Source organism: Candidatus Leptovillus gracilis, assembly GCA_016716065.1.
GTDB classification, from domain to species: domain Bacteria; phylum Chloroflexota; class Anaerolineae; order Promineifilales; family Promineifilaceae; genus Leptovillus; species Leptovillus gracilis.
Map to the genome: position 1 here is coordinate 21,300 of JADJXA010000001.1, position 17,692 is coordinate 38,991.

The following is a 17,692-nucleotide window of genomic DNA, read 5'->3' on the forward strand; positions in this document are numbered from 1 at the left end:
AACTGAAAACTGGTCACTGAATACTGACAAAAATGTCAGCTTATGACCCTTGCGAGTACAACAACTTGGGGGGCCTTTGTCGCCGTTTTATCAATTGGCGGGCAGTTCCATGACCAATTGCAGCGCTTCAATCTGAAGATTGCCGGCATCATCCACCAGATCATCCAATGCAATAGGCGCAAAATAGGCGCAGCCATAGGCATTGAGCAGTGTGGTTGCCCGGTAAGCGCCCCAGCTCAAGAACACCTGTAAAGGCGGCATTTCGTTTTCGCCAACGGCCGTCACCTGCAAACGTAAAACATCTGGTTCGGCTACCGGCTTTATCGCTTCCAGAAGGGTCTCTATATGCTGCTCCCCAATGGTCACCACATCATGCAGCAAGACGATACTTTCATCTTCCCACAAAGGACCATCCCCACGCCAGGCCAGATTTGGCGTCGGAAACAACAACTGCTGCATCCGCGCCGCGAGAAGTTTCCAGGTGACAGACCAGGTATCCGGTGTAGATCGGGCGACCACCGGGTGTGGGTCTGGCGCTTTTTTCAAGAAGGCCAGTTCGCTTTCGGTGGTGGGCGGAACAGGCAGCAGTTCCTCACGGCCGTCGGCCGTCAACATCGCCACCGCATCCAGAAACATCTGATAAAGCGAGACATCGGCGATCATTCTTTCGTAAAACGCGGGGTAACGTTCGCCAACATCTACCCCGGCAAGCATGTCGTTTACGACCAGAGAAAGCATTTCCATATCACCTTCGTTGGCTTCTGGCAGCGGAGTGACCTGCGCCAATACCATCAATAAGTGATCGGCCGTTTCCGGCCACTCTTGTGAATCTACAGCACAACGCCGCAGGAACGCCAGTTTCTGCTGAACCCAATCAGACAAAGAAGCGTCATGATCCTGTCTACTCATATTTATCCCACGAGCTGCCCCAAATCTTTCTCAGGTTGTTCAGGGCATCAAAATGTAATTTATGGATGGCGCTGTCACTTCGCCCCATTTCCCTGGCAATCTGCTGCAAAGACATGCCTTCAATGTAGTGCAACAAAATGATCTGCTTGCGGGCATCAGAGGCTAACTGCTCAATAGCCGACGATAACGCCTGACGCAGTTCGGCTCTATCCCGCTCTCCTTTGGTAGACAGATGCGGCAGCAGACTCTCCCATTCCTCCCAATCGTCCACGTTCTGCACACGCGCAACCTCTTCCCGGTATTCCTTGTATTCCCGGTGCAAGGATTTCAACATCACATTTTGCAGCAGCATATAGACCCAGGGATCAAAGTCGGTATCATAAGGAAAACGGGCATTCAACAGCCGGGTCGCCGCCATAGCCGCGCAGTCGGTCGCCAATTCTAGCTTCTGGGCAGGTGTGGCAAAGTAGTTCTTGCTTGAGAGGTAGTTGTAGGCCCAACGCTTTAACTTCTCGTAAAGCGGCAGCCAATATTCGGCGCAGCGTTCTTCCTGGATTTGATAAAGATAGGGCTGCCACTTCTCATAGAAGGCAAACACACGCCAGACATACGCTTCAGGATGCGCGTCTTCATGCCCGTCGAGAAAATAATGAACACGCCCTCTATCCAGGTTCGCCATGACAATGGGGGCAATGGTTCGGGCAATCGGCTCTCCCTTTTGTGCAGCCACCAGTTGCACGGCGTGTTGCAGCGCCGCTGCCAACGATTCATCATCCCAACTCATCACGTTGCTTGCCTTTGAGGTGTCGATCCGGTAACTGCTAACCACAAAAGGCCACAGATTTAACCCGGTAAGCCTCCGTGGTAAAATCCTGAAGAGGCCCGATAGTTGCATGTCCCGGTGCATTATAGGGGATACGGCCGTAATTGAAAAGAATTGCTACTGGCTCATGTAAGGTTTGCTGTATCTCAACGGATAGTTATCAATGGAGGGCGGTGAGGTGTTTCAGTCAACACTTTCAGCGGGCCGTTCTAACGTAAGTTGGAACGGCCCGCGCCAGGGGCAATTTACACCACCAACCCAAGTCTGCCGATTTTGCGCCTTTTTCGAGAATAATTTAACGCAAAGGCGCAGAGATAAATCTGCGCGATCTGTTGATTTTCATTTTGTCAGATGCCTCTTGTCACCATGTCACCTTGATCTTCTCCGACAGGTGGATTACCATTGCCGGCAATGGTTACACCCCCTGTTTCCCCACCCAACATCCACGCCTACCTTCGCATCGCCGAAGAAGTGTTCCAACAAGGTTTAAACCCAGACAACCTGCCGGCCATCATCGTGGGTCTACCTGGCTTAGATCGCGCGCTTTTGGCTGAATTGGTACATCAGGCAGACACGGCCGTTCCCTCCCAACCCGCCTACGCCTACGCCCTCCTATCCGTCGCCGATGCCGCCGCCGAACAGAGCGACAACCTGTTTATGCGTGCTCTGGCCGCCTGGCATCTGGCGCGCGCCGCCAACGGTTGGGTGCAGCCGCGCTTGGTAGAAACGGCCGTCACACGCGCCCGCACTCTCTTCGCCCAACTAGACGAACCCGGCTGGCTGGCAGCCTGCGATTGGCAGCTAAATGCCCTGCCCTGGACCCGCCCCAACTTCACCCAGGCCGCCGCCGAACTGGAACAAGCCCTGGCCGCCCTGGTGTCCGCCGGATTCGACGACTGGTCGCCCTGGTGTCGCCTTTCCCTGGCCTACGCCTATCTGCTTCTGGGCCGTTTTGCCGACGCCGAGCGGGAAACGGCCGTCGCCCAACAAACCTTCCAACACCACCACAACGCCCTCGGTCTGGGGCACTGCCTTTATACCCGCGCCAGCGCCCTGCGCCGCCAAACCCATTTTGCCGCCGCCACAGACTGCTTCAACGACGCCCTGGCGCTGTTCCAAGAGGCCCGCGCCGCCGTTCCGACTGCCATGACAACACTCCAATTGGGCCTGATCCGCTGGTGGTCCGAACATGATTGGCCCGTCGCCGAAGCAAAACTGCGACAGGCCGCAGCCCAGTTTGCCGCCGCCGACCTACCCCTGTGGTTGGCGCAGTGCCATTTTGGGTTGGGCCAAATCTACCAACAAACCGGTCAACTGACTGCCGCCACCGCCGCTATGCAGTCCGCCAGAGACACCTTCGCCCAATTCCAACTGCGCGGCCTCTGGGCCGACAGCTTGCTGGAGAGCGGCTGGCTGGCCTTTTATCACGGCCAATTCCCGGCCAGCCTCGATTTTTTCCAACAGGCTGAAGCGCTTTACCAGGCGATTGGCGCGCGCTGGCAGCACGCCCTCATCCTGATGCACCAGGGCGAAGTATACGTGCAGATGGGCTTATTCCAGCGCGCCCTGCAATGCCTGGAAGAGAGCCACACCCGGCTGCAAGAATTCGGTTTCCCGCAGCGCCTCGCCGCCTGCGAGATGCGCCTGGCGCGGGTCTATCTGCACCTGAACAACATTCCCCGCGCCCACAGCTATCTGGACCAGGCCATCGCCCATTACCGGCAGTCTGCGCCTACCGAAGAGTATCCGACGGTCCACATCTTGCGCGCCGAGCTTTTGTTTCGTGAAGGCAAAGCGGAAGAGGCTCTGTCGTTTTGGCGCAGCGCGCTGGCCGCGGCGCAGCTGCAGGGCGATCAGGTGCAGACGGCGCGGGCGCAGCGGCTGTTGGGGCAGGCTCTTTGCGCCGCCGGCCGTTTCGCTGAGGCGTGGGACGATTTGCACACGGCCTTTACCCAATTCGCCGCCATGGGCATGGTGATGGATCAGGCCGCCAGTCAAGTGAATTTAGGTCAGTACTACGCGCAAACTGGCCGCTCAGACGCCGCCCGCGCCGCCTGGGAAACCGCCCTAGCCCTGGCGCACGGGGCAGCGCCTGAACTGGCGTGGCAGGTTTACGCCGGTCTGGCGCAGTTGGCCGCCGCGTCTGGCGAGCCGACCCAGGCGCTGGCCGATTACCGCCGCGCCATCGCCGCTCTGGGCAAAATGCGCCGCGCCCTGTGGCAGCCGGCCGTCGCCGGCGCTTACCTGACCCGACCCCGCGCCATGCTAGATCAGGCCGTCACCCTGGCTTTTGACCAGGCAGCCAGCGAAGATGCGCTTTATTTCATCGAAGAAAGCAAGGCGCAAACGACCGCCCACCAGTTGGCCGCGCCCGCCCCCATCAGCCCAGCCCTGCCTGAGCAGACAGCCGAACTGGTCTCAGAAATTCGCTGGCTGCAGCAACGGATCAGCGAAACCCATTCCGCCGGCCCAATTGCTCTGGCTGCCAGCAGAGATCTGCACCAACAGTTTGTGCAAAAAGTACGCCAGTACGATGCGGCAATCAGCCGCCTGGAACGGGCCAACCGGTCCACCGACCCGCTGAAGTCACCAGGCAGGGCTTTTGATCTGGCGCAGTTCCGGCAGCTTGCCCACACCCAACTCGGCGCAAAATGGTTGGCGCTCGACTATTACCAGACCGATCAGGCCATCGGTTGCCTGGTCATCGCCGCTGATGACTGTTATTCGTGGCAGGTTCCCATCACAGCGGCAGTGAGATTTGCCCTAGATGTATGTTCCAAGGCGGGACACGGCCGTCCGCTCTTTGCCCGCCATCTCACCACCCTGGGCCGCGCCTTGCTGCCGGATGCTGTGCGGCAGCAGCTAACGCCGGCGACCCACCTGATCATCGTTCCGCACCGGCAGCTGCACCGCCTGCCCTGGGCCGCGCTGCAATTTGCCGAGCAGGGGCCGCCGTTGGTGATGGCCGCCATCCCGTCCATTGCCCCCTCGCTGGAAAATCTGGCGCTGCTGTGGCAGCGTCCCCAGGCCAGCCAGCCGGCCAACCAGAAACCCGGCCTGCTGGTAGCGGTGGCCGATTTTCAGGGACGACATGCAGCGTTGACGGCCGTTTCCCGTGAATTAACCACCTTGCTCAAGCTGTTCGGCGCTGGCGTGCAGCCGCTTACCGACGACGACGCCACCTCGGCTAACTGGCAGCAGCTTCGCCAGGCCGATGGGCTGGCCCGCTTTGGCTTCCTCCACGTCGCCACCCACGCCTTCGCCGAATCCATGAGCGGCCGTCTGAGTGGGCTGGCTTTATATGACCGAGACCTCTGGCTGGACGAACTGGCGACCCTGGCGCCACTGCCGCCGCTGGTGACATTGTCGGCGTGCAGCGGGCTGCGCACCTTGTTGTTTGAAGGCGACGAGTCAATGGGTCTGCCGGCGGCCTGCCTGGCGGCCGGCGCACAGCGTGTGGTCGGCGCTCTCTGGCCCGTTTTGGATGAAAGCGTGCCCGAACTCATGGCCGATTTTTACCGCTGCTTGCGTTCAGGGATGGGCGCAGCCGAGGCGTTGGCCGGGGCGCAGCGCACCGCTGTGCGCGCCAACGGTGAAGCAGCCCATTGGGGCAGTTTCCTGTGCATCGGCCAGCCATAAAGAAGACAGAGAATTGGGTTCGCCAGGAGCAGTATTCAGAAGTCAGTGTTCAGTGCGCGTTTTCCAAATGTATCTTACATTTTTCGTAACTATACAGAAGCGGATTGGGAACACAGAGCTACACAAAAAAAGCAGGCCAACTCATTCAGTTTCCCGTTCACTATGTTTGCACTTTTGGCTCAAAGAATAAGAGTTCAACTCGAACGGCCATGTTGTCATTCTGAGCGGAGTCTTCGGAGCGAAGAATCCCTACGGTTTAGTCAGGTGAACGGGATGCTTCACTCCGAAGACTCCGTTCAGCATGACATAACCTGCACTTGCGTACCGAAAAAGTAAATCGTTCTTAAACTGCAAAGATAGTGCCGTTGAAATGGCCTGAAGATCGCTTTAAAACGCAAGAAGTCCAACTTCTTCTGAGAAGTTGGACTTCTTCACACAACCCCACTGCCACCCACCACGCTGACTATCTGGCGGGCACAGAGGTCCTGACGGCCGTTTCCCCAGGCAGCAGCAGTGGTTTGTCTGCTTTGGTCGGCGGGGCGGGTTCTCTGACGGCCGTTACCGGCGTCATTGGCTCATACTCCGGAATCAGGTTTTGCAGGCCGCGAATGATGGCCGCCGCATCATTGCGCCAGGCCGATGCTTCCAGTCCGTCCAGACTATCGTCCAGGTCTCCCGGCACAAAGCTGCTGGCATTGCCAGCGATAAACACCTTTTCGTGGCAGGTACGATGGTATTGTTCGCCGGTGACAAACAACTCTTCGTACATTTTCTCGCCGGGGCGCATCCCGGTGTATTGAATTTCAATATCACGCCCAATCTCTAAACCAGAAAGTTGAATGAGGTCTCGCGCCAGGTCCACAATTTTTACCGGTTCACCCATATCTAACACAAACACTTCGCCACCGCTGCCCAACACGGCCGCTTGCAGCACCAACTGCACCGCTTCGGGAATTGTCATAAAGAAGCGAGTCATATTGGGATCAGTCACCGTCACCGGACCGCCGACGGCGATCTGCTTCTGGAAGGTGAGGACCACGCTGCCCCGGCTGCCCAGCACATTGCCAAAACGCACCGCCACGTAGGGTTTGCCGCTGCGCCGCGCCGCCTGGTGGACCAATAATTCGGCCGTTCGTTTGCTGGCTCCCATGACGCTGGTGGGATTCACCGCTTTGTCGGTAGAGATCATGACAAAATGGGCCACATCAACCGACTGGGCGGCCCGCAGGAGGTTGCGCGTGCCCAGCACATTGTTGGTAATGGCTTCGGCCGGGTTCATTTCCATCAGCGGCACGTGTTTGTGGGCGGCCGTGTGGAAAACGATTTCCGGCCGGTACCGGTCAAAAATAGCCTGGATACGGTCGGCAAAACGCACATCGGCAATGACGGCCGTAATCTTCACCTCAGCTTTGGTAATGCGGCGCAGTTCATGGTAAATCTCGAAGATGGAATTTTCGCCATGCCCCAACAAAATGAGTTCCTGGGGGTTAAAGCGCAGCACCTGGCGGCACAGTTCGCTGCCGATAGAGCCACCACCGCCGGTGACCATGACACGCCGCCCGGCGACCAATTCACGCACGGCGGCGATATCTGTCTCAATGGGTTCGCGGCGCAGCAAGTCTTCAATGGCGACGTTGCGCAGCTGCTTCACGGCTACCGTGCCCTCAACCATCTCATGAATACCAGGCAGTATCTTGGTATCTGCCCCCAGTTTTTCACAGACAGCAGCCACTTCACGGATAATTTTGCCGGGCGCCGTGGGCATGGCGATAATGACCCGGTTCACCTGATACTTGGCGATCAACTGGGGCAAATCTTGCCGCCCACCCAACACCGGCACACCGAGAATTTGCATGTTGTGTTTATCGGGGTCATCGTCAACAAAACCGACCGGCGTCAGATCAAGTTGGGGGTTGTGTTGAATTTCGCGCACAATCATGGAACCGGCGTTGCCGGCGCCCACGACCAATACACGACGACCGTAGCCGCTGCCTTTTGTTTGCCGCCGCTGGGCGTTCAGACGGACGCTAAACCGGCTGCCACCGACAAACAGCAGCACCAGCAGCGTATCAATCACAAACACCGAACGCGGCAGCGAAACCGCCAGCACAGCGTTCAGCACCGAAACCAGCAGCCAGACACAGAGGGAAGAGAAAAACACGGCGTTGGCGATCTGGGTTAGTTCGTTAATGCTGGCGTAACGCCAGAAGCGCTGATACAGGCCCAGAGAATAGAAGGCGATGAAACGGACGATGAGGGAAACGGCCGTATAGACCATCACCCCTTGCCAATACATCGGCGGCACGCCCAACCGGTCCAGACGCAGCAGGATCGCCAATGTAGGCGTCAGGCACAGGATAAGGCCGTCCAGCAAGAGAAAATGTCGGTTGCGTAATTTTGTCAGATACATGTGAATTGCCTATTCCTTATCATATTGTGCGGGTCAGTGGTTGTGCGCCCCCTTTAGAATTTAAAGGAAAGTGGGATTTCAGGCAATAGGGCAAGAGTTCTATCACTTTCTGGACTGCGACCTTTTTCGTCACCCTGAGTGCGGCGCGATTTGCCAAACGAATGGTACATGCAGTCCAGCTATCGCGTTGCAGCATCAAAGATCATTTGAAAAGTTGCCAGACTCCCACACCCTTTTTATTGCCGTTAAAACAGACACGAAGGGAGAATAGCAACCCAAAGTTACACATTACATTACAATATGCAATGCCCGGCGCGTCGCCCATTGACTGACACGGACGCCAGGTTTAATCTCTGTGCCCTCCGTGTCTCCGTGGTAAGTAGTTACAATTGATACACGGATGACACAGATTTAACAGCTTTACACCGATTTTCTGGTGATTTATCTGTGAAAATCCGTCCTATCCGTTCAATCCGTGTACCTATCTTAAGTTCTCCGACAACCTGCTAGAGGTGGGACAGGCGAAGACCATCGCGGACAAGGCGGCGAACACCTCCGCACTGCGAAAACTGAATTACAAAGTGGCGGTACAGCGCCGCCCGTCGCCGCTCATAACCAGGCTGCCGCTGAGGCTGTGGGAGACGGCCGTTCATCCAACCCGGCCGTTTGAATCGTCGCGCCCATGCGCTGCATATCGCGGAAAAAGCGCCGCGGCTCGACGATGTGTGCCTGAAGCCACAGCCCAGGCCGGCGTAGGTCGCCATCCAGATATTGCGCCAGGCAGGCCGCCGCCGGAATGGCCGTCAGCATGTAACCATCGGCGTGGGCGATGGTTATTTCGGCCGTGTGGGGCGCGCCATGTTTCACGCCCGTGGCCTCCAATTTGAGCAGGGTACCATACGGTGGGCGCGAGAAGGTTTTTAAGCCCCAAAACAGCAGTTTCGCCAGGGGTGGTCTCCCGCTCTTTGGGAAAAGTTTCAGGCCAATCAGAATCAGCGGGAAAAGAAACCAATCTACAAACCAGTTAAACCCGCCCACAAAGAAGCCCGTCTCCCGCAGAGAAGGGTGCATTTCCGGCAGGCCGCGCATCTCTTCCAGGAACATCGGCAGGCAGTACTGGCGGCCAAACTCGTCGCCAAAATCCATGAAGCGGGGGAACATCATCCCCAGGGCGCTCATTTCCTGCCAGCGGCCATCTTTGAAATGCAATGTCTGGAAACTCATGAACTCGGCGACAAACTCCTGCATGGTGGCGGGCGAAAGGTCGAGACTGCCCCAGTCAATTTTGATGACACTGCCCACATTGGCCGATTCGAGCCGGTCGAAGTGCGCCGCAGCGAAGCGCACCATCGCCGCCGGCAGGCCGGGGTGAAAACCGCCATCGGTGATAAAGCAGCGATTGGCCCACTCGATTTCCCCGGCCAACGATTGCAAGTTTTGCATTTTGGCTGTGGCATATTGCACATCCAGGTAATCCGCGCCGCTCTCCAGCGCGGCGCGGACGACGTTTTCGGCGTATTCTGCCGTGCTGGAGGCGACAACGACCATGTCCATCCCCTGGAAGGCTGCCCGCAGCGATTGGAAATCGGCTGCATCAGCGCAGGCGGCATGGACGCGCCCGCCGCCATCTGTTGCATTGAGATGTTGTGCGGCCTGCTGCGCTTTTGCCAAATTGCGCCCGGCCAGTGTGAGGGTACAGTCTGTATGCGCCAGGAGCAGGCGCGCCAGCGGAAACCCGGTGTTGCCGTATCCGCCGAGGAGAAAAAGGTGTTTGGGAGTCATTGGTTTGATATCATTCCCCTAAATTTAGGCGCAGCGCATGGGCTGCGGCTGGAGATCGTTCAGCGAGCGCAAAAGCCGCTCGGTGAGGCCGGTTAGGCGGCTGCCAGGTGAGATTTGGTGCGCCAGGGTTTATGGATTACACGGTAAAAGCTACGGTGAATGCGGCGCAAGTTTATCGAACTCCTTTTGCTGGAGGTAGTGATAGGCGAGGAGATGACCGTCTAACACGATGCCAAAGACGCCGTAGGGGCTGGGAGATTTCTCCCGCAGCTCTTGCGCCGATTGGAAGGTCACGACCTGTGAAGGGATGCCTTTTCCCGCAGCGATTTCTAGAGCGATAGTCGTGGCATCCTCGATGTAGGGACACTGCGGCGTGCGTATGACCGTCAGTCCTGCGCCGAAGTGGGCCTGGCGCGCTTCCCAATCAGCGGGAAAGGTCGGAAGAGGCGCGTTGTCGAAGCGCTGCACCAGCAGGCGAAAAGACGGCGGGGCCTGCGCAATCTCCTCGAAGCCGTGTTTCAGAAAGAGGTCCTTCTTTGCCAGCCACACACCGTCGCTGGCGACCATTACCACACCATGTTTGCTCTGGGCGCGCGCGTCATCCAGGCAAATCTGAAGCAGGCGCGAGCCGTACCCCTTACCTTTGCCCTTGCCCACCACCCATAAGCAATGGATGACCATATAACCCGCAGCGTGAACCGCCCGCCAGGCAAACTCGCCGGGGATGTATTCGATAAACCCGACGGTTCGCCCGCCAGTCTCGTGAACCATGTGCAATTTCAGCCCTTCGGCAAAACGCGCCGCCAGCCACTCGCGCTTCTGTGTGTAACCCGGCGCTTTGCGCTTGCTCATGTAGCAGAAAAAACCGTGCTGCTCTACGTTGTCGGCATCCACCGTGATGATTTCAACGGCCTCGTCCATCGGTACCTCCTTAACCTGGCCCCATCATCCAGACCAGCGATTGTTGGATCATAGCGTCCCAATAAGCCCAGGTATGTTCCCCTGGCCCTTCCTCGTAGGTCAGGTCAAAGGACAAATCGCGCAGAAAATCGCGGAAGCTCAAATTGTTCTGGTACAGGAAATCTTCCGTGCCGCAGCATTGGTAAAGGCGTGGCTTTTCTCTGGCTTGGGTGGCCTGCCGCGCCAGCGTGCGCAGGTCATGGTCGCTGTCGGCCACTTTTGTCAGGTCTGGGCCAAAGATATTGCGCATCCCCGCCAGCCAGACTTCGTCCCGGTCTGGCCGCTCCTCGCTCACCAGATAACGAATGTCCAACGCGCCAGATAGACTGGCGGCGGCGGCAAAACGGTCCGGGTGCGCCAGGGCCAGTTTAAACGCGCCGTAGCCGCCCATGGAGAGACCGGCGACGAAATTATCGGCGCGGTCGGTGGAAAGCGGGAAGATGCGCTGCACAAGCGCCGGGAGTTCTTGGCTGATAAACGTCCAGTAACGGCCGCCATGCGCCATGTCGGTGTAAAAACTGAGATGGACATCTGGCATGATCACGGCCAGGTTCAAGCCCTGCACGTACCGCTCAATCGAGGTCCAGCGCTGCCAGGCGGAATGGTCGTCCGAGTGGCCGTGCAGCAGGTAGAGGGTGCGGTAGTTGGGTCGTGGGGTCTCGTTCATGGCCGGCTGAGGTAGAAGGACATACATCCTGGAACTCAGGCCGAGAACTTCGGAGAAAAAATGGATTTCATTCAGGATCATGATAACTCCTTTCGTCGAAACGATTTAGCGCCCGGGGCGAAACACAGGATCACAATTTTACTATCATTCGCACGCATTTGCCGAGACAGCAGGCGCGGCAGACAAAGGGGTATTGGCTGTTCCGCAGACTCCGCTCAGACTTGTCCTGAGCAACACCGAAGGAATGACAATTAATTGCTGTCAGCGCCTAACAACGGCCGCTGACGAGTTAATAGGATGTTTACAAAGTGATAACGTGCGCTTAACGGCCGTTTCCCCCGACAGTGGTAACATGGTCATCATCCGCCACTCTGGCGGGTTTTGCTATGAGCGCACACGCCATCACCCCGCCATCGCACCTGGCCGGACGACCCGGCTGGCAGCCGACCAACCTGAATGGGTGGGCTGTACTGCTGTCCCCTGGGATGGAACTGACGCCACCGCCCCCTCTGCCACGGCCGTTCCGCCTGAAAATCCTCCACCTCAACGACCTGCATGGGCACATTGCCTATCTCACCGCCGCCGGTCACGAGCCGTTGTTTGCCCGCATCGCCGGGCGACTGAGCCATCTCCGCCAGCGATACGCCAACGACCCGCAAACGGCCGTTCTCTTCCTTTCTGCCGGAGACGACACGGCCGGTTCCGTTTTTGACGAACTGTGGAGCGAAAGTGGCGAACCGGGCGGCATTCACGCCGGTTACCGGCTGTACAGCGCCGCCGGGCTAGACGCGGCCGTCTTGGGCAACCACGATCTGGACATGGGCGCGGCGCGGCTGGCGCAGGCCATTCAACGCGAGGCCGCCTTTCCCCTGTTATCGGCCAACCTACACGCGCCGCCTCCCCTGGCGCAGCACGTATACGCCGCTGCCATTTTATGCCTGAAAGGGGTGCGCGTCGGCCTCATTGGCCTCACCACCCCGGCGCATTTGAACTGCGCCCAGGTGACCATTACCGATCCGCTGGCGGCGGCGCGGGAATTAGTGGCGGTGTTACGGCCGTTTTGCCACGTTCTCATCCTTCTCAGCCATTTGGGTTACAGCCTGGAGTCAGCTACAGCCGCCGTTTCCGGGGTGGGCGACGTGGAACTGGCGCGGCAGTTAGCGCCCGGCAGCCTGGACCTGATTATTGGCGGCCATACCCATTTGCCTCTCAATGAGCAAGGTCTGAATCGCCGCCACATCGTCAATGAAGTGCCCATTGTCCAGGCCGGGGCGTTGGGCCGTTTTCTCGGCGAAGTGACGCTCACCGTGCAAGAGAAAGCAATGGTAACGGATGCGCGGCTAACGCCAACCGCCCTGCTGCCGGTAGACGATCTGTTTGAAGCAACGGCCGTCGCCCCACTGCTGGCCCATATCCGCCCCTTTTTCCAGCGCCGCCTGGGGCAGGTGATCAATCATCCCGACCTCAGCCCGGAAGCGGTGCACAACGACTTTGCCGCCGGGGAGTCGGCGCTGGCGAATTTCATCACTGCCGGGCTGATGGCCCGCGCCCAGGCCCACAACCTGCCGGCTGATTTCGCCCTGATAGACGCCTCCGTGGTGGGCGACGGCCTGCCCGTTGGCGACCTGACCTTCGCCGACTGGTTTGCCCTGATGCCCTACGCCGATACGTTGCGCCTCTGCCGCCTGACGGGCTGGCAGGTGTGGGCGCTGCTGCAAGACAATGCCCGCCGCCTGGATATGCCCCGCGAACATCATGTCGAGCGCGGCTTTCTCCACTTTAGCGAGCAGCTTCGTTACACCATCTATACCGGCCCCCAGCGAGGCAACAACCACGCCGATGATAGTTGGCTGAACGGCCGTCCCTTGCTGGCGCAGTTGGAGCAGGTGTTTACGGCCGTTGTGCCCAGCTTTTGGCGGCAGTTGGCCCGTTCTTGGGAAGGATTTGCCCGCTCAGAGGGAGTGCCGCTGGTCAACCCGGCCGGCTTTGCCCATCAGGATACCGGCCTTTTTTTACGGCGGGAATTGGTCGCTTACATCGCCGAGATGGATGGGGTGAATGAAATGGGCGGCGCCAGGCGAGACGGCCGTTTGCGCATCCTGCCCGCCAGTCAACCGACCGAATTCTGGAGCATTCATGCACATCGTCATGTTTTCCATCAACCCGCTCTTCCCTGATCGGGTCATGGGCGGCGCGCCCAAACAGTTGCAGAAAGTTGCCATTCACCTGGGCGAATCAGGACACAGCGTGACCGTGCTTTGCACCCGACCGCTAGACAGCCCTGCTCCCTTTCGCTGGCAAGAAAACGCCCTGGTCAAGCCCATTTTGCGCTTCAAGCAGCCCTTCCCCCAACCCTACGCCGCCCCTGCCTACGACATCGCCAACGCCTTCCATGACGTGGCCGCTCATTTACAAACGGCCGACCGCTTCTACATGCACGATGGCGAATTCCTCTTCCCGTTTGCCTACCAACATGTGCCCACCGTCGTCTCCCTGCGCGACAACGTCTACCCGGAGACGATTTTGGGCGGCTTTCTCTTTCAGGGGGATACACTCATCGCCATCTCCGACTATTCGCGCCGCTTCTACCTGCATACCATGGGCCGCTTCTTCCCCGACCTGGCCGAACGGCTGATTGTGGTCCCCAACGGCGTGGATTGGCAGCAGTACCACCCCACGCCGCCCGACGAAATTTTGCGCCTTATCCCCGTCAACCCGGCCGACGATCTGATCCTGCTGCATCCCCACCGGCCAGAGCCGGACAAAGGGCTGGCCGAGACCATCGCCCTGGCCGATTTGCTGGTGCATCACTATGGCCTGACAAACTTGAAGGTGCTGTCGCCGCGTTGGTTGGCTGCCGGTTTGTCGCCAGAAGTAGCCGCTTTTTATGCCAACAGCCAGCAGGAGATCGCCGGACGCGGTCTGGAGGGCCATTTCTTCTTTCACGACTGGGTTCCCCAGGCGTTGATGCCGCAGTATTACAGCCTGGGGCATCTCACCGTTTCTCTGGGCAGCTTCGTGGAGTCGTTTGGCAACACGGTGTATGAATCGTTGGGCTGCGGCACGCCGGCGCTGGCGACGCGCGTCTCGACTCACCGCGAACTGCTGCCCGATGATTTGCTGCCCAAAGTCCATGTCGGCGATATCGCTGCGGCGGCCGCCCTGGCGGCGGACATTTTACGGGAAAGGCGGCGAACGCCCCCAGCGACGCTGGCTTATTTGCATCAGCACTATGGGATGGAGGGTCAATTGGCGGGGTATGCGGCGGCCATCTTAACCGCCCAACGGCGCGGTCCGCTGCCCTATCGCTTCACGCCGCTGACGGAGGATACCCGTTACCGGCTGTCTCCCTGGTGCTACGAGTGGGCGGACGGCTTTTACCATGACTTTCTGGCCCGCCACCAGCCCATCCCCCGTTTAAGCGCCTTGCTGCGTGATTTCCCCGATGGTTTTACGGCCGTCCAGTCTGGCGTCTCTCCCGCTGAATTAGACGAATGGTACCGCCTGGGCTATGTGACGCCAGGTGTGCGTGAAGAGGAACTATCGGGAGGCCGTGTTCCGTGAACGAGCCAACACCGGGGGCGACAATTGCCTCCGGCGCCCAATAATACGCGCCCCGGCCATGTGGCGCAGACTGGACAATCGCCAGCACATCGCGCAAAAACGCCGCCTGTCCGGCGAGCGTGGCCGGATAACCTGGCAGCAGCTGCTCTTCAAGGCCGACCAGATTATGGGTGTCGTCTTGCCAATCGCGGGTCCAGGGATAGGCCGCTTCGACCAGGACAATCTCTTGCGGATAGCGCCGGCTCAGGTCTTGGAGATTAGTCGCCAGGTCTTCGAGGCTGCCTTGGCACCAGGGGTAATAGGACAGACCTAAGACATCAAAGGTGACGCCCTGAGCCTGGAGATTGTCGAGGAACCAGCGGCAAACCGCATTGTTGGCTCCCGCGTCCAGGTGCAGCATGATTTGTACCTGCACACCAGAAACGCTGGCGTGTTCGGCGCACGGTTGCTTCGCCAATATACAACAGCGCGGCAATTTCTTTGTCAGTCTTCCCTTCGTCGCTTTTTAAGAGAATGTGGGCGCGGGTAATCACTTTTGCTTTATTGCTGCCCACGCACACTATTTTCTCCAAATGCGGCATGGTTCAGGGGAATGCCTCAAACTCGTCAAGCCTCGTCCACGCTTTCTGTTATAATTCAGTCAGATGCGCGTCGCATTAAAATCAATGGTAGTATCACTACGCATGGAACAGTTGAGCAGCCCAGGCGACAAACCGACAAAAACCCGATCAGGTTGGACATCCGCCCACCTATCGGGTTTTTTTATCTCTGCCACTTTTGTCCCTGAATGTCTTTGAAAATAATTCTTACCAGAGGAGGAGGCCATGCCCTTAAACATTATCATCGGCGCCCAGTGGGGTGATGAAGGCAAAGGACGTTACACCGATTTATTGGCCGCTGAAGCCGATGTAGTAGCCCGCTTTAGCGGTGGCGACAACGCCGGGCACACCGTCACCGTGCAGGGGGAAATCTTCAAACTGCACCTCATCCCTTCAGGCATCATCCATGACCAAACGGTTTGCCTGATCGGCAATGGCGTGGTGCTGAACCCGGCCGTGCTGCTGCGTGAGATGGACGCTTTGGCGGCGCGCGGCGTGGATGTTAGCCCGGCGCATCTAAAAATTAGCTACAATGCCCACCTGATTACCCCAGCGCACATCGCCTTGGACAAAGCCAGCGAGGCACAGTTGGGCCAGGGGGCCATCGGCACAACGCAGCGTGGCATCGGCCCGGCCTACACCGACAAAGCGGCCCGCGAAGGGCTGCGCGCCGGTCTATTCGCCGCGCCGGAGGAACTGGCGGAAGCCATCCACCAGCACATCCAAAGCAAGAACGAGGTGCTGCAAAAAATTTATAACGCGCCGACGCTGGATGAAACGGCCGTATCCGCCGAATACGCCGCCTATGCCCAACGTCTGGCCCCCCACCTGGTAGATGGCTCAGTGCTGCTGGACGGGTATTTGCAAGACGGCCGTTCCGTCCTGGCCGAAGGCGCACAAGGCACATTCCTGGACATAGACCACGGCACCTACCCCTTCGTCACCAGCTCCTCGCCAACAGCCGGCGGCGCGCTGACCGGCCTGGGCGTGGGGCCCAAAATGGTAGACCGGGTGATTGGCGTGACCAAAGCGTTCACCAGCCGTGTGGGCAGCGGGCCGTTCCCCTGCCAGTTGGGCGGCGAATTAGCCCTGCGCTTGCGCGGCAGCGGCAGCAATCCCTGGGACGAATATGGCACGACCACCGGCCGTCCCCGGCGCGTCGGCTGGCTGGATGTAGTCATGCTGCGCCACGCGGCGCGCATCAACAGCCTGACCGAACTGGCCCTGACCAAAATGGACATCCTCAGTGGGCTGGCTGAAATTCCGGTGTGTGTGGCTTATGAATGCCAGGGACAGCGCACGGAGCATTTCCCCTCCAGCCTGGAAATGTTGGCTAACTGCACGCCCATCTATGAGACATTACCCGGCTGGCATGAAGACATCTCCGGTGTGCGCACCTGGGCCGACCTGCCGCCCAATGCCCAGGCTTACATCCAATTCATCGCCGAGGCCACACAGACACCCATCAGCTACGCCTCCGTCGGGCCAGGCCGGGACCAGTATTTGCAGGTGATAGGATAGGGGATAGTGTTCAGTGTTCAGTATTCAGTGGTTGGACACTGAACACTGAACACTGGATACTGGATACTGAACATGCCCCCACTGACCCCATTAAGCTACCACGAAGTGATCGAGGCGTGCGCCGAAGCTGGTTGCCCGATTTGCCGGATTGGCACGCGGGCGGCCGAGCGTTACCTGGCCGGGCTGATCTATGACAGCGTTAACGATGTGCCGACGCGGGCCGGGCTGCGACAGTCGTTGGGCTTTTGCCACGAGCATACCTGGCGCGCGCCGGAAGCAGGCGAGAGCGCCCCGTTAGGCATCGCCTCCATCTATCGGGACGTGGTCAACACCCTGAACAAACGGCTGAAGCTGCTGGAATACCAAGCGCAAGGTCCAGCCATCTGGCGGCAGCTTAGGGGTACGGTGGGGATGGAGGGCAAAAATCCGTCGGTGGCCAAGCAGTTGGAGGCTACGGCCGTTTGCCCAGCTTGTGCGCGGCGGACAGAGATGGAAGGGTTGGCGATAACGGCCGTTACCGATGCCCTCAGCCAAAACGACCCGCGCCTCATCGAAAAATTGCAGCAGTCCGGCGGCCTCTGCCTGCCCCATCTGCGCCAATCGCTAGACAAAGCCAGCAGCCAGACCGCCTTCGACCACCTGATCCGACTGACCGGCGACAAAATGGAAGCCCTCATCGCCGAACTGGACGAATTCATCCGCAAGAATGATTATCGCTTCCAGCACGAAGGCTTTAACGAGGAGGCGGACAGTTGGCTGCGGGCAATTCGGTTGGTGGCGGGCAATGAACGGCCGTAGACCCACCTTCCCGGAAATTC

General features: G+C 58.8%; 13 protein-coding genes. 5 read left to right on the forward strand and 8 right to left on the reverse strand.

The annotated features are described in order from the left end of the window. Positions 1–90 precede the first annotated feature (90 nt). Together IPM39_00115 and IPM39_00120 are read right to left on the reverse strand one after the other, a co-directional pair. Positions 91–909 carry a hypothetical protein gene (locus IPM39_00115; GenBank protein MBK8984479.1) on the reverse strand — a complete coding sequence of 273 codons (819 nt, stop codon included), beginning with the start codon at positions 907–909 and terminating at the stop codon, positions 91–93. After that, positions 902–1,693 carry a sigma-70 family RNA polymerase sigma factor gene (locus tag IPM39_00120; protein ID MBK8984480.1) on the reverse strand — a complete coding sequence of 264 codons (792 nt, stop codon included), beginning with the start codon at positions 1,691–1,693 and terminating at the stop codon, positions 902–904. The genes IPM39_00115 and IPM39_00120 overlap by 8 nt, the downstream gene beginning before the upstream one ends. A 450-nt stretch (positions 1,694–2,143) precedes the next feature. Here IPM39_00120 and IPM39_00125 point away from each other — a divergent pair, with 450 nt between their 5' ends. Further along, positions 2,144–5,371, forward strand: a complete 3,228-nt coding sequence (locus IPM39_00125) for a CHAT domain-containing protein (protein MBK8984481.1) — start codon at positions 2,144–2,146, stop codon at positions 5,369–5,371. A gap of 463 nt (positions 5,372–5,834) precedes the next feature. On the opposite strand, the gene IPM39_00130 is transcribed toward IPM39_00125, so the two are convergent. The 4 genes from IPM39_00130 to IPM39_00145 form a co-directional block, all read right to left on the reverse strand. Then, positions 5,835–7,781, reverse strand: a complete 1,947-nt coding sequence (locus IPM39_00130; GenBank protein MBK8984482.1) for a polysaccharide biosynthesis protein — start codon at positions 7,779–7,781, stop codon at positions 5,835–5,837. Between the two features lie 609 nt (positions 7,782–8,390). Beyond that, positions 8,391–9,563, reverse strand: coding sequence for a saccharopine dehydrogenase NADP-binding domain-containing protein (locus tag IPM39_00135; protein ID MBK8984483.1), 1,173 nt, complete (start codon positions 9,561–9,563; stop codon positions 8,391–8,393). Between the two features lie 150 nt (positions 9,564–9,713). Next, positions 9,714–10,484, reverse strand: coding sequence for a GNAT family N-acetyltransferase (locus IPM39_00140; GenBank protein ID MBK8984484.1), 771 nt, complete (start codon positions 10,482–10,484; stop codon positions 9,714–9,716). Positions 10,485–10,494: 10 nt separating this feature from the next. Beyond that, positions 10,495–11,271 carry an esterase family protein gene (locus IPM39_00145; protein MBK8984485.1) on the reverse strand — a complete coding sequence of 259 codons (777 nt, stop codon included), beginning with the start codon at positions 11,269–11,271 and terminating at the stop codon, positions 10,495–10,497. Between the two features lie 305 nt (positions 11,272–11,576). On the opposite strand from IPM39_00145, the gene IPM39_00150 reads away from it, so the two are divergent. Together IPM39_00150 and IPM39_00155 are read left to right on the forward strand one after the other, a co-directional pair. Continuing rightward, entirely contained in the window at positions 11,577–13,367 is a 1,791-nt protein-coding gene (locus IPM39_00150) for a bifunctional metallophosphatase/5'-nucleotidase (protein MBK8984486.1), read from the forward strand. Beyond that, complete coding sequence (locus IPM39_00155; protein MBK8984487.1) at positions 13,327–14,754, forward strand: glycosyltransferase family 4 protein; 1,428 nt, start codon at positions 13,327–13,329, stop codon at positions 14,752–14,754. Before IPM39_00150 ends, IPM39_00155 begins: the two co-directional genes overlap by 41 nt. Here IPM39_00155 and IPM39_00160 read toward each other — a convergent pair. Together IPM39_00160 and IPM39_00165 are read right to left on the reverse strand one after the other, a co-directional pair. Beyond that, entirely contained in the window at positions 14,642–15,154 is a 513-nt protein-coding gene (locus IPM39_00160) for a glycosyl hydrolase 53 family protein (protein ID MBK8984488.1), read from the reverse strand. The two genes, IPM39_00155 and IPM39_00160, sit on opposite strands and share 113 nt — an antisense overlap. Beyond that, positions 15,072–15,335, reverse strand: a complete 264-nt coding sequence (locus IPM39_00165; GenBank protein ID MBK8984489.1) for a helix-turn-helix domain-containing protein — start codon at positions 15,333–15,335, stop codon at positions 15,072–15,074. Before IPM39_00165 ends, IPM39_00160 begins: the two co-directional genes overlap by 83 nt. Positions 15,336–15,578: 243 nt before the next feature. Here IPM39_00165 and IPM39_00170 point away from each other — a divergent pair, with 243 nt between their 5' ends. Then, on the forward strand, positions 15,579–16,874 hold the full coding sequence (locus IPM39_00170; GenBank protein MBK8984490.1) for an adenylosuccinate synthase: 1,296 nt from the start codon (positions 15,579–15,581) through the stop codon (positions 16,872–16,874). Between the two features lie 72 nt (positions 16,875–16,946). Next, on the forward strand, positions 16,947–17,672 hold the full coding sequence (locus IPM39_00175; GenBank protein ID MBK8984491.1) for a hypothetical protein: 726 nt from the start codon (positions 16,947–16,949) through the stop codon (positions 17,670–17,672). The last annotated feature ends 20 nt before the right edge of the window (positions 17,673–17,692 follow it).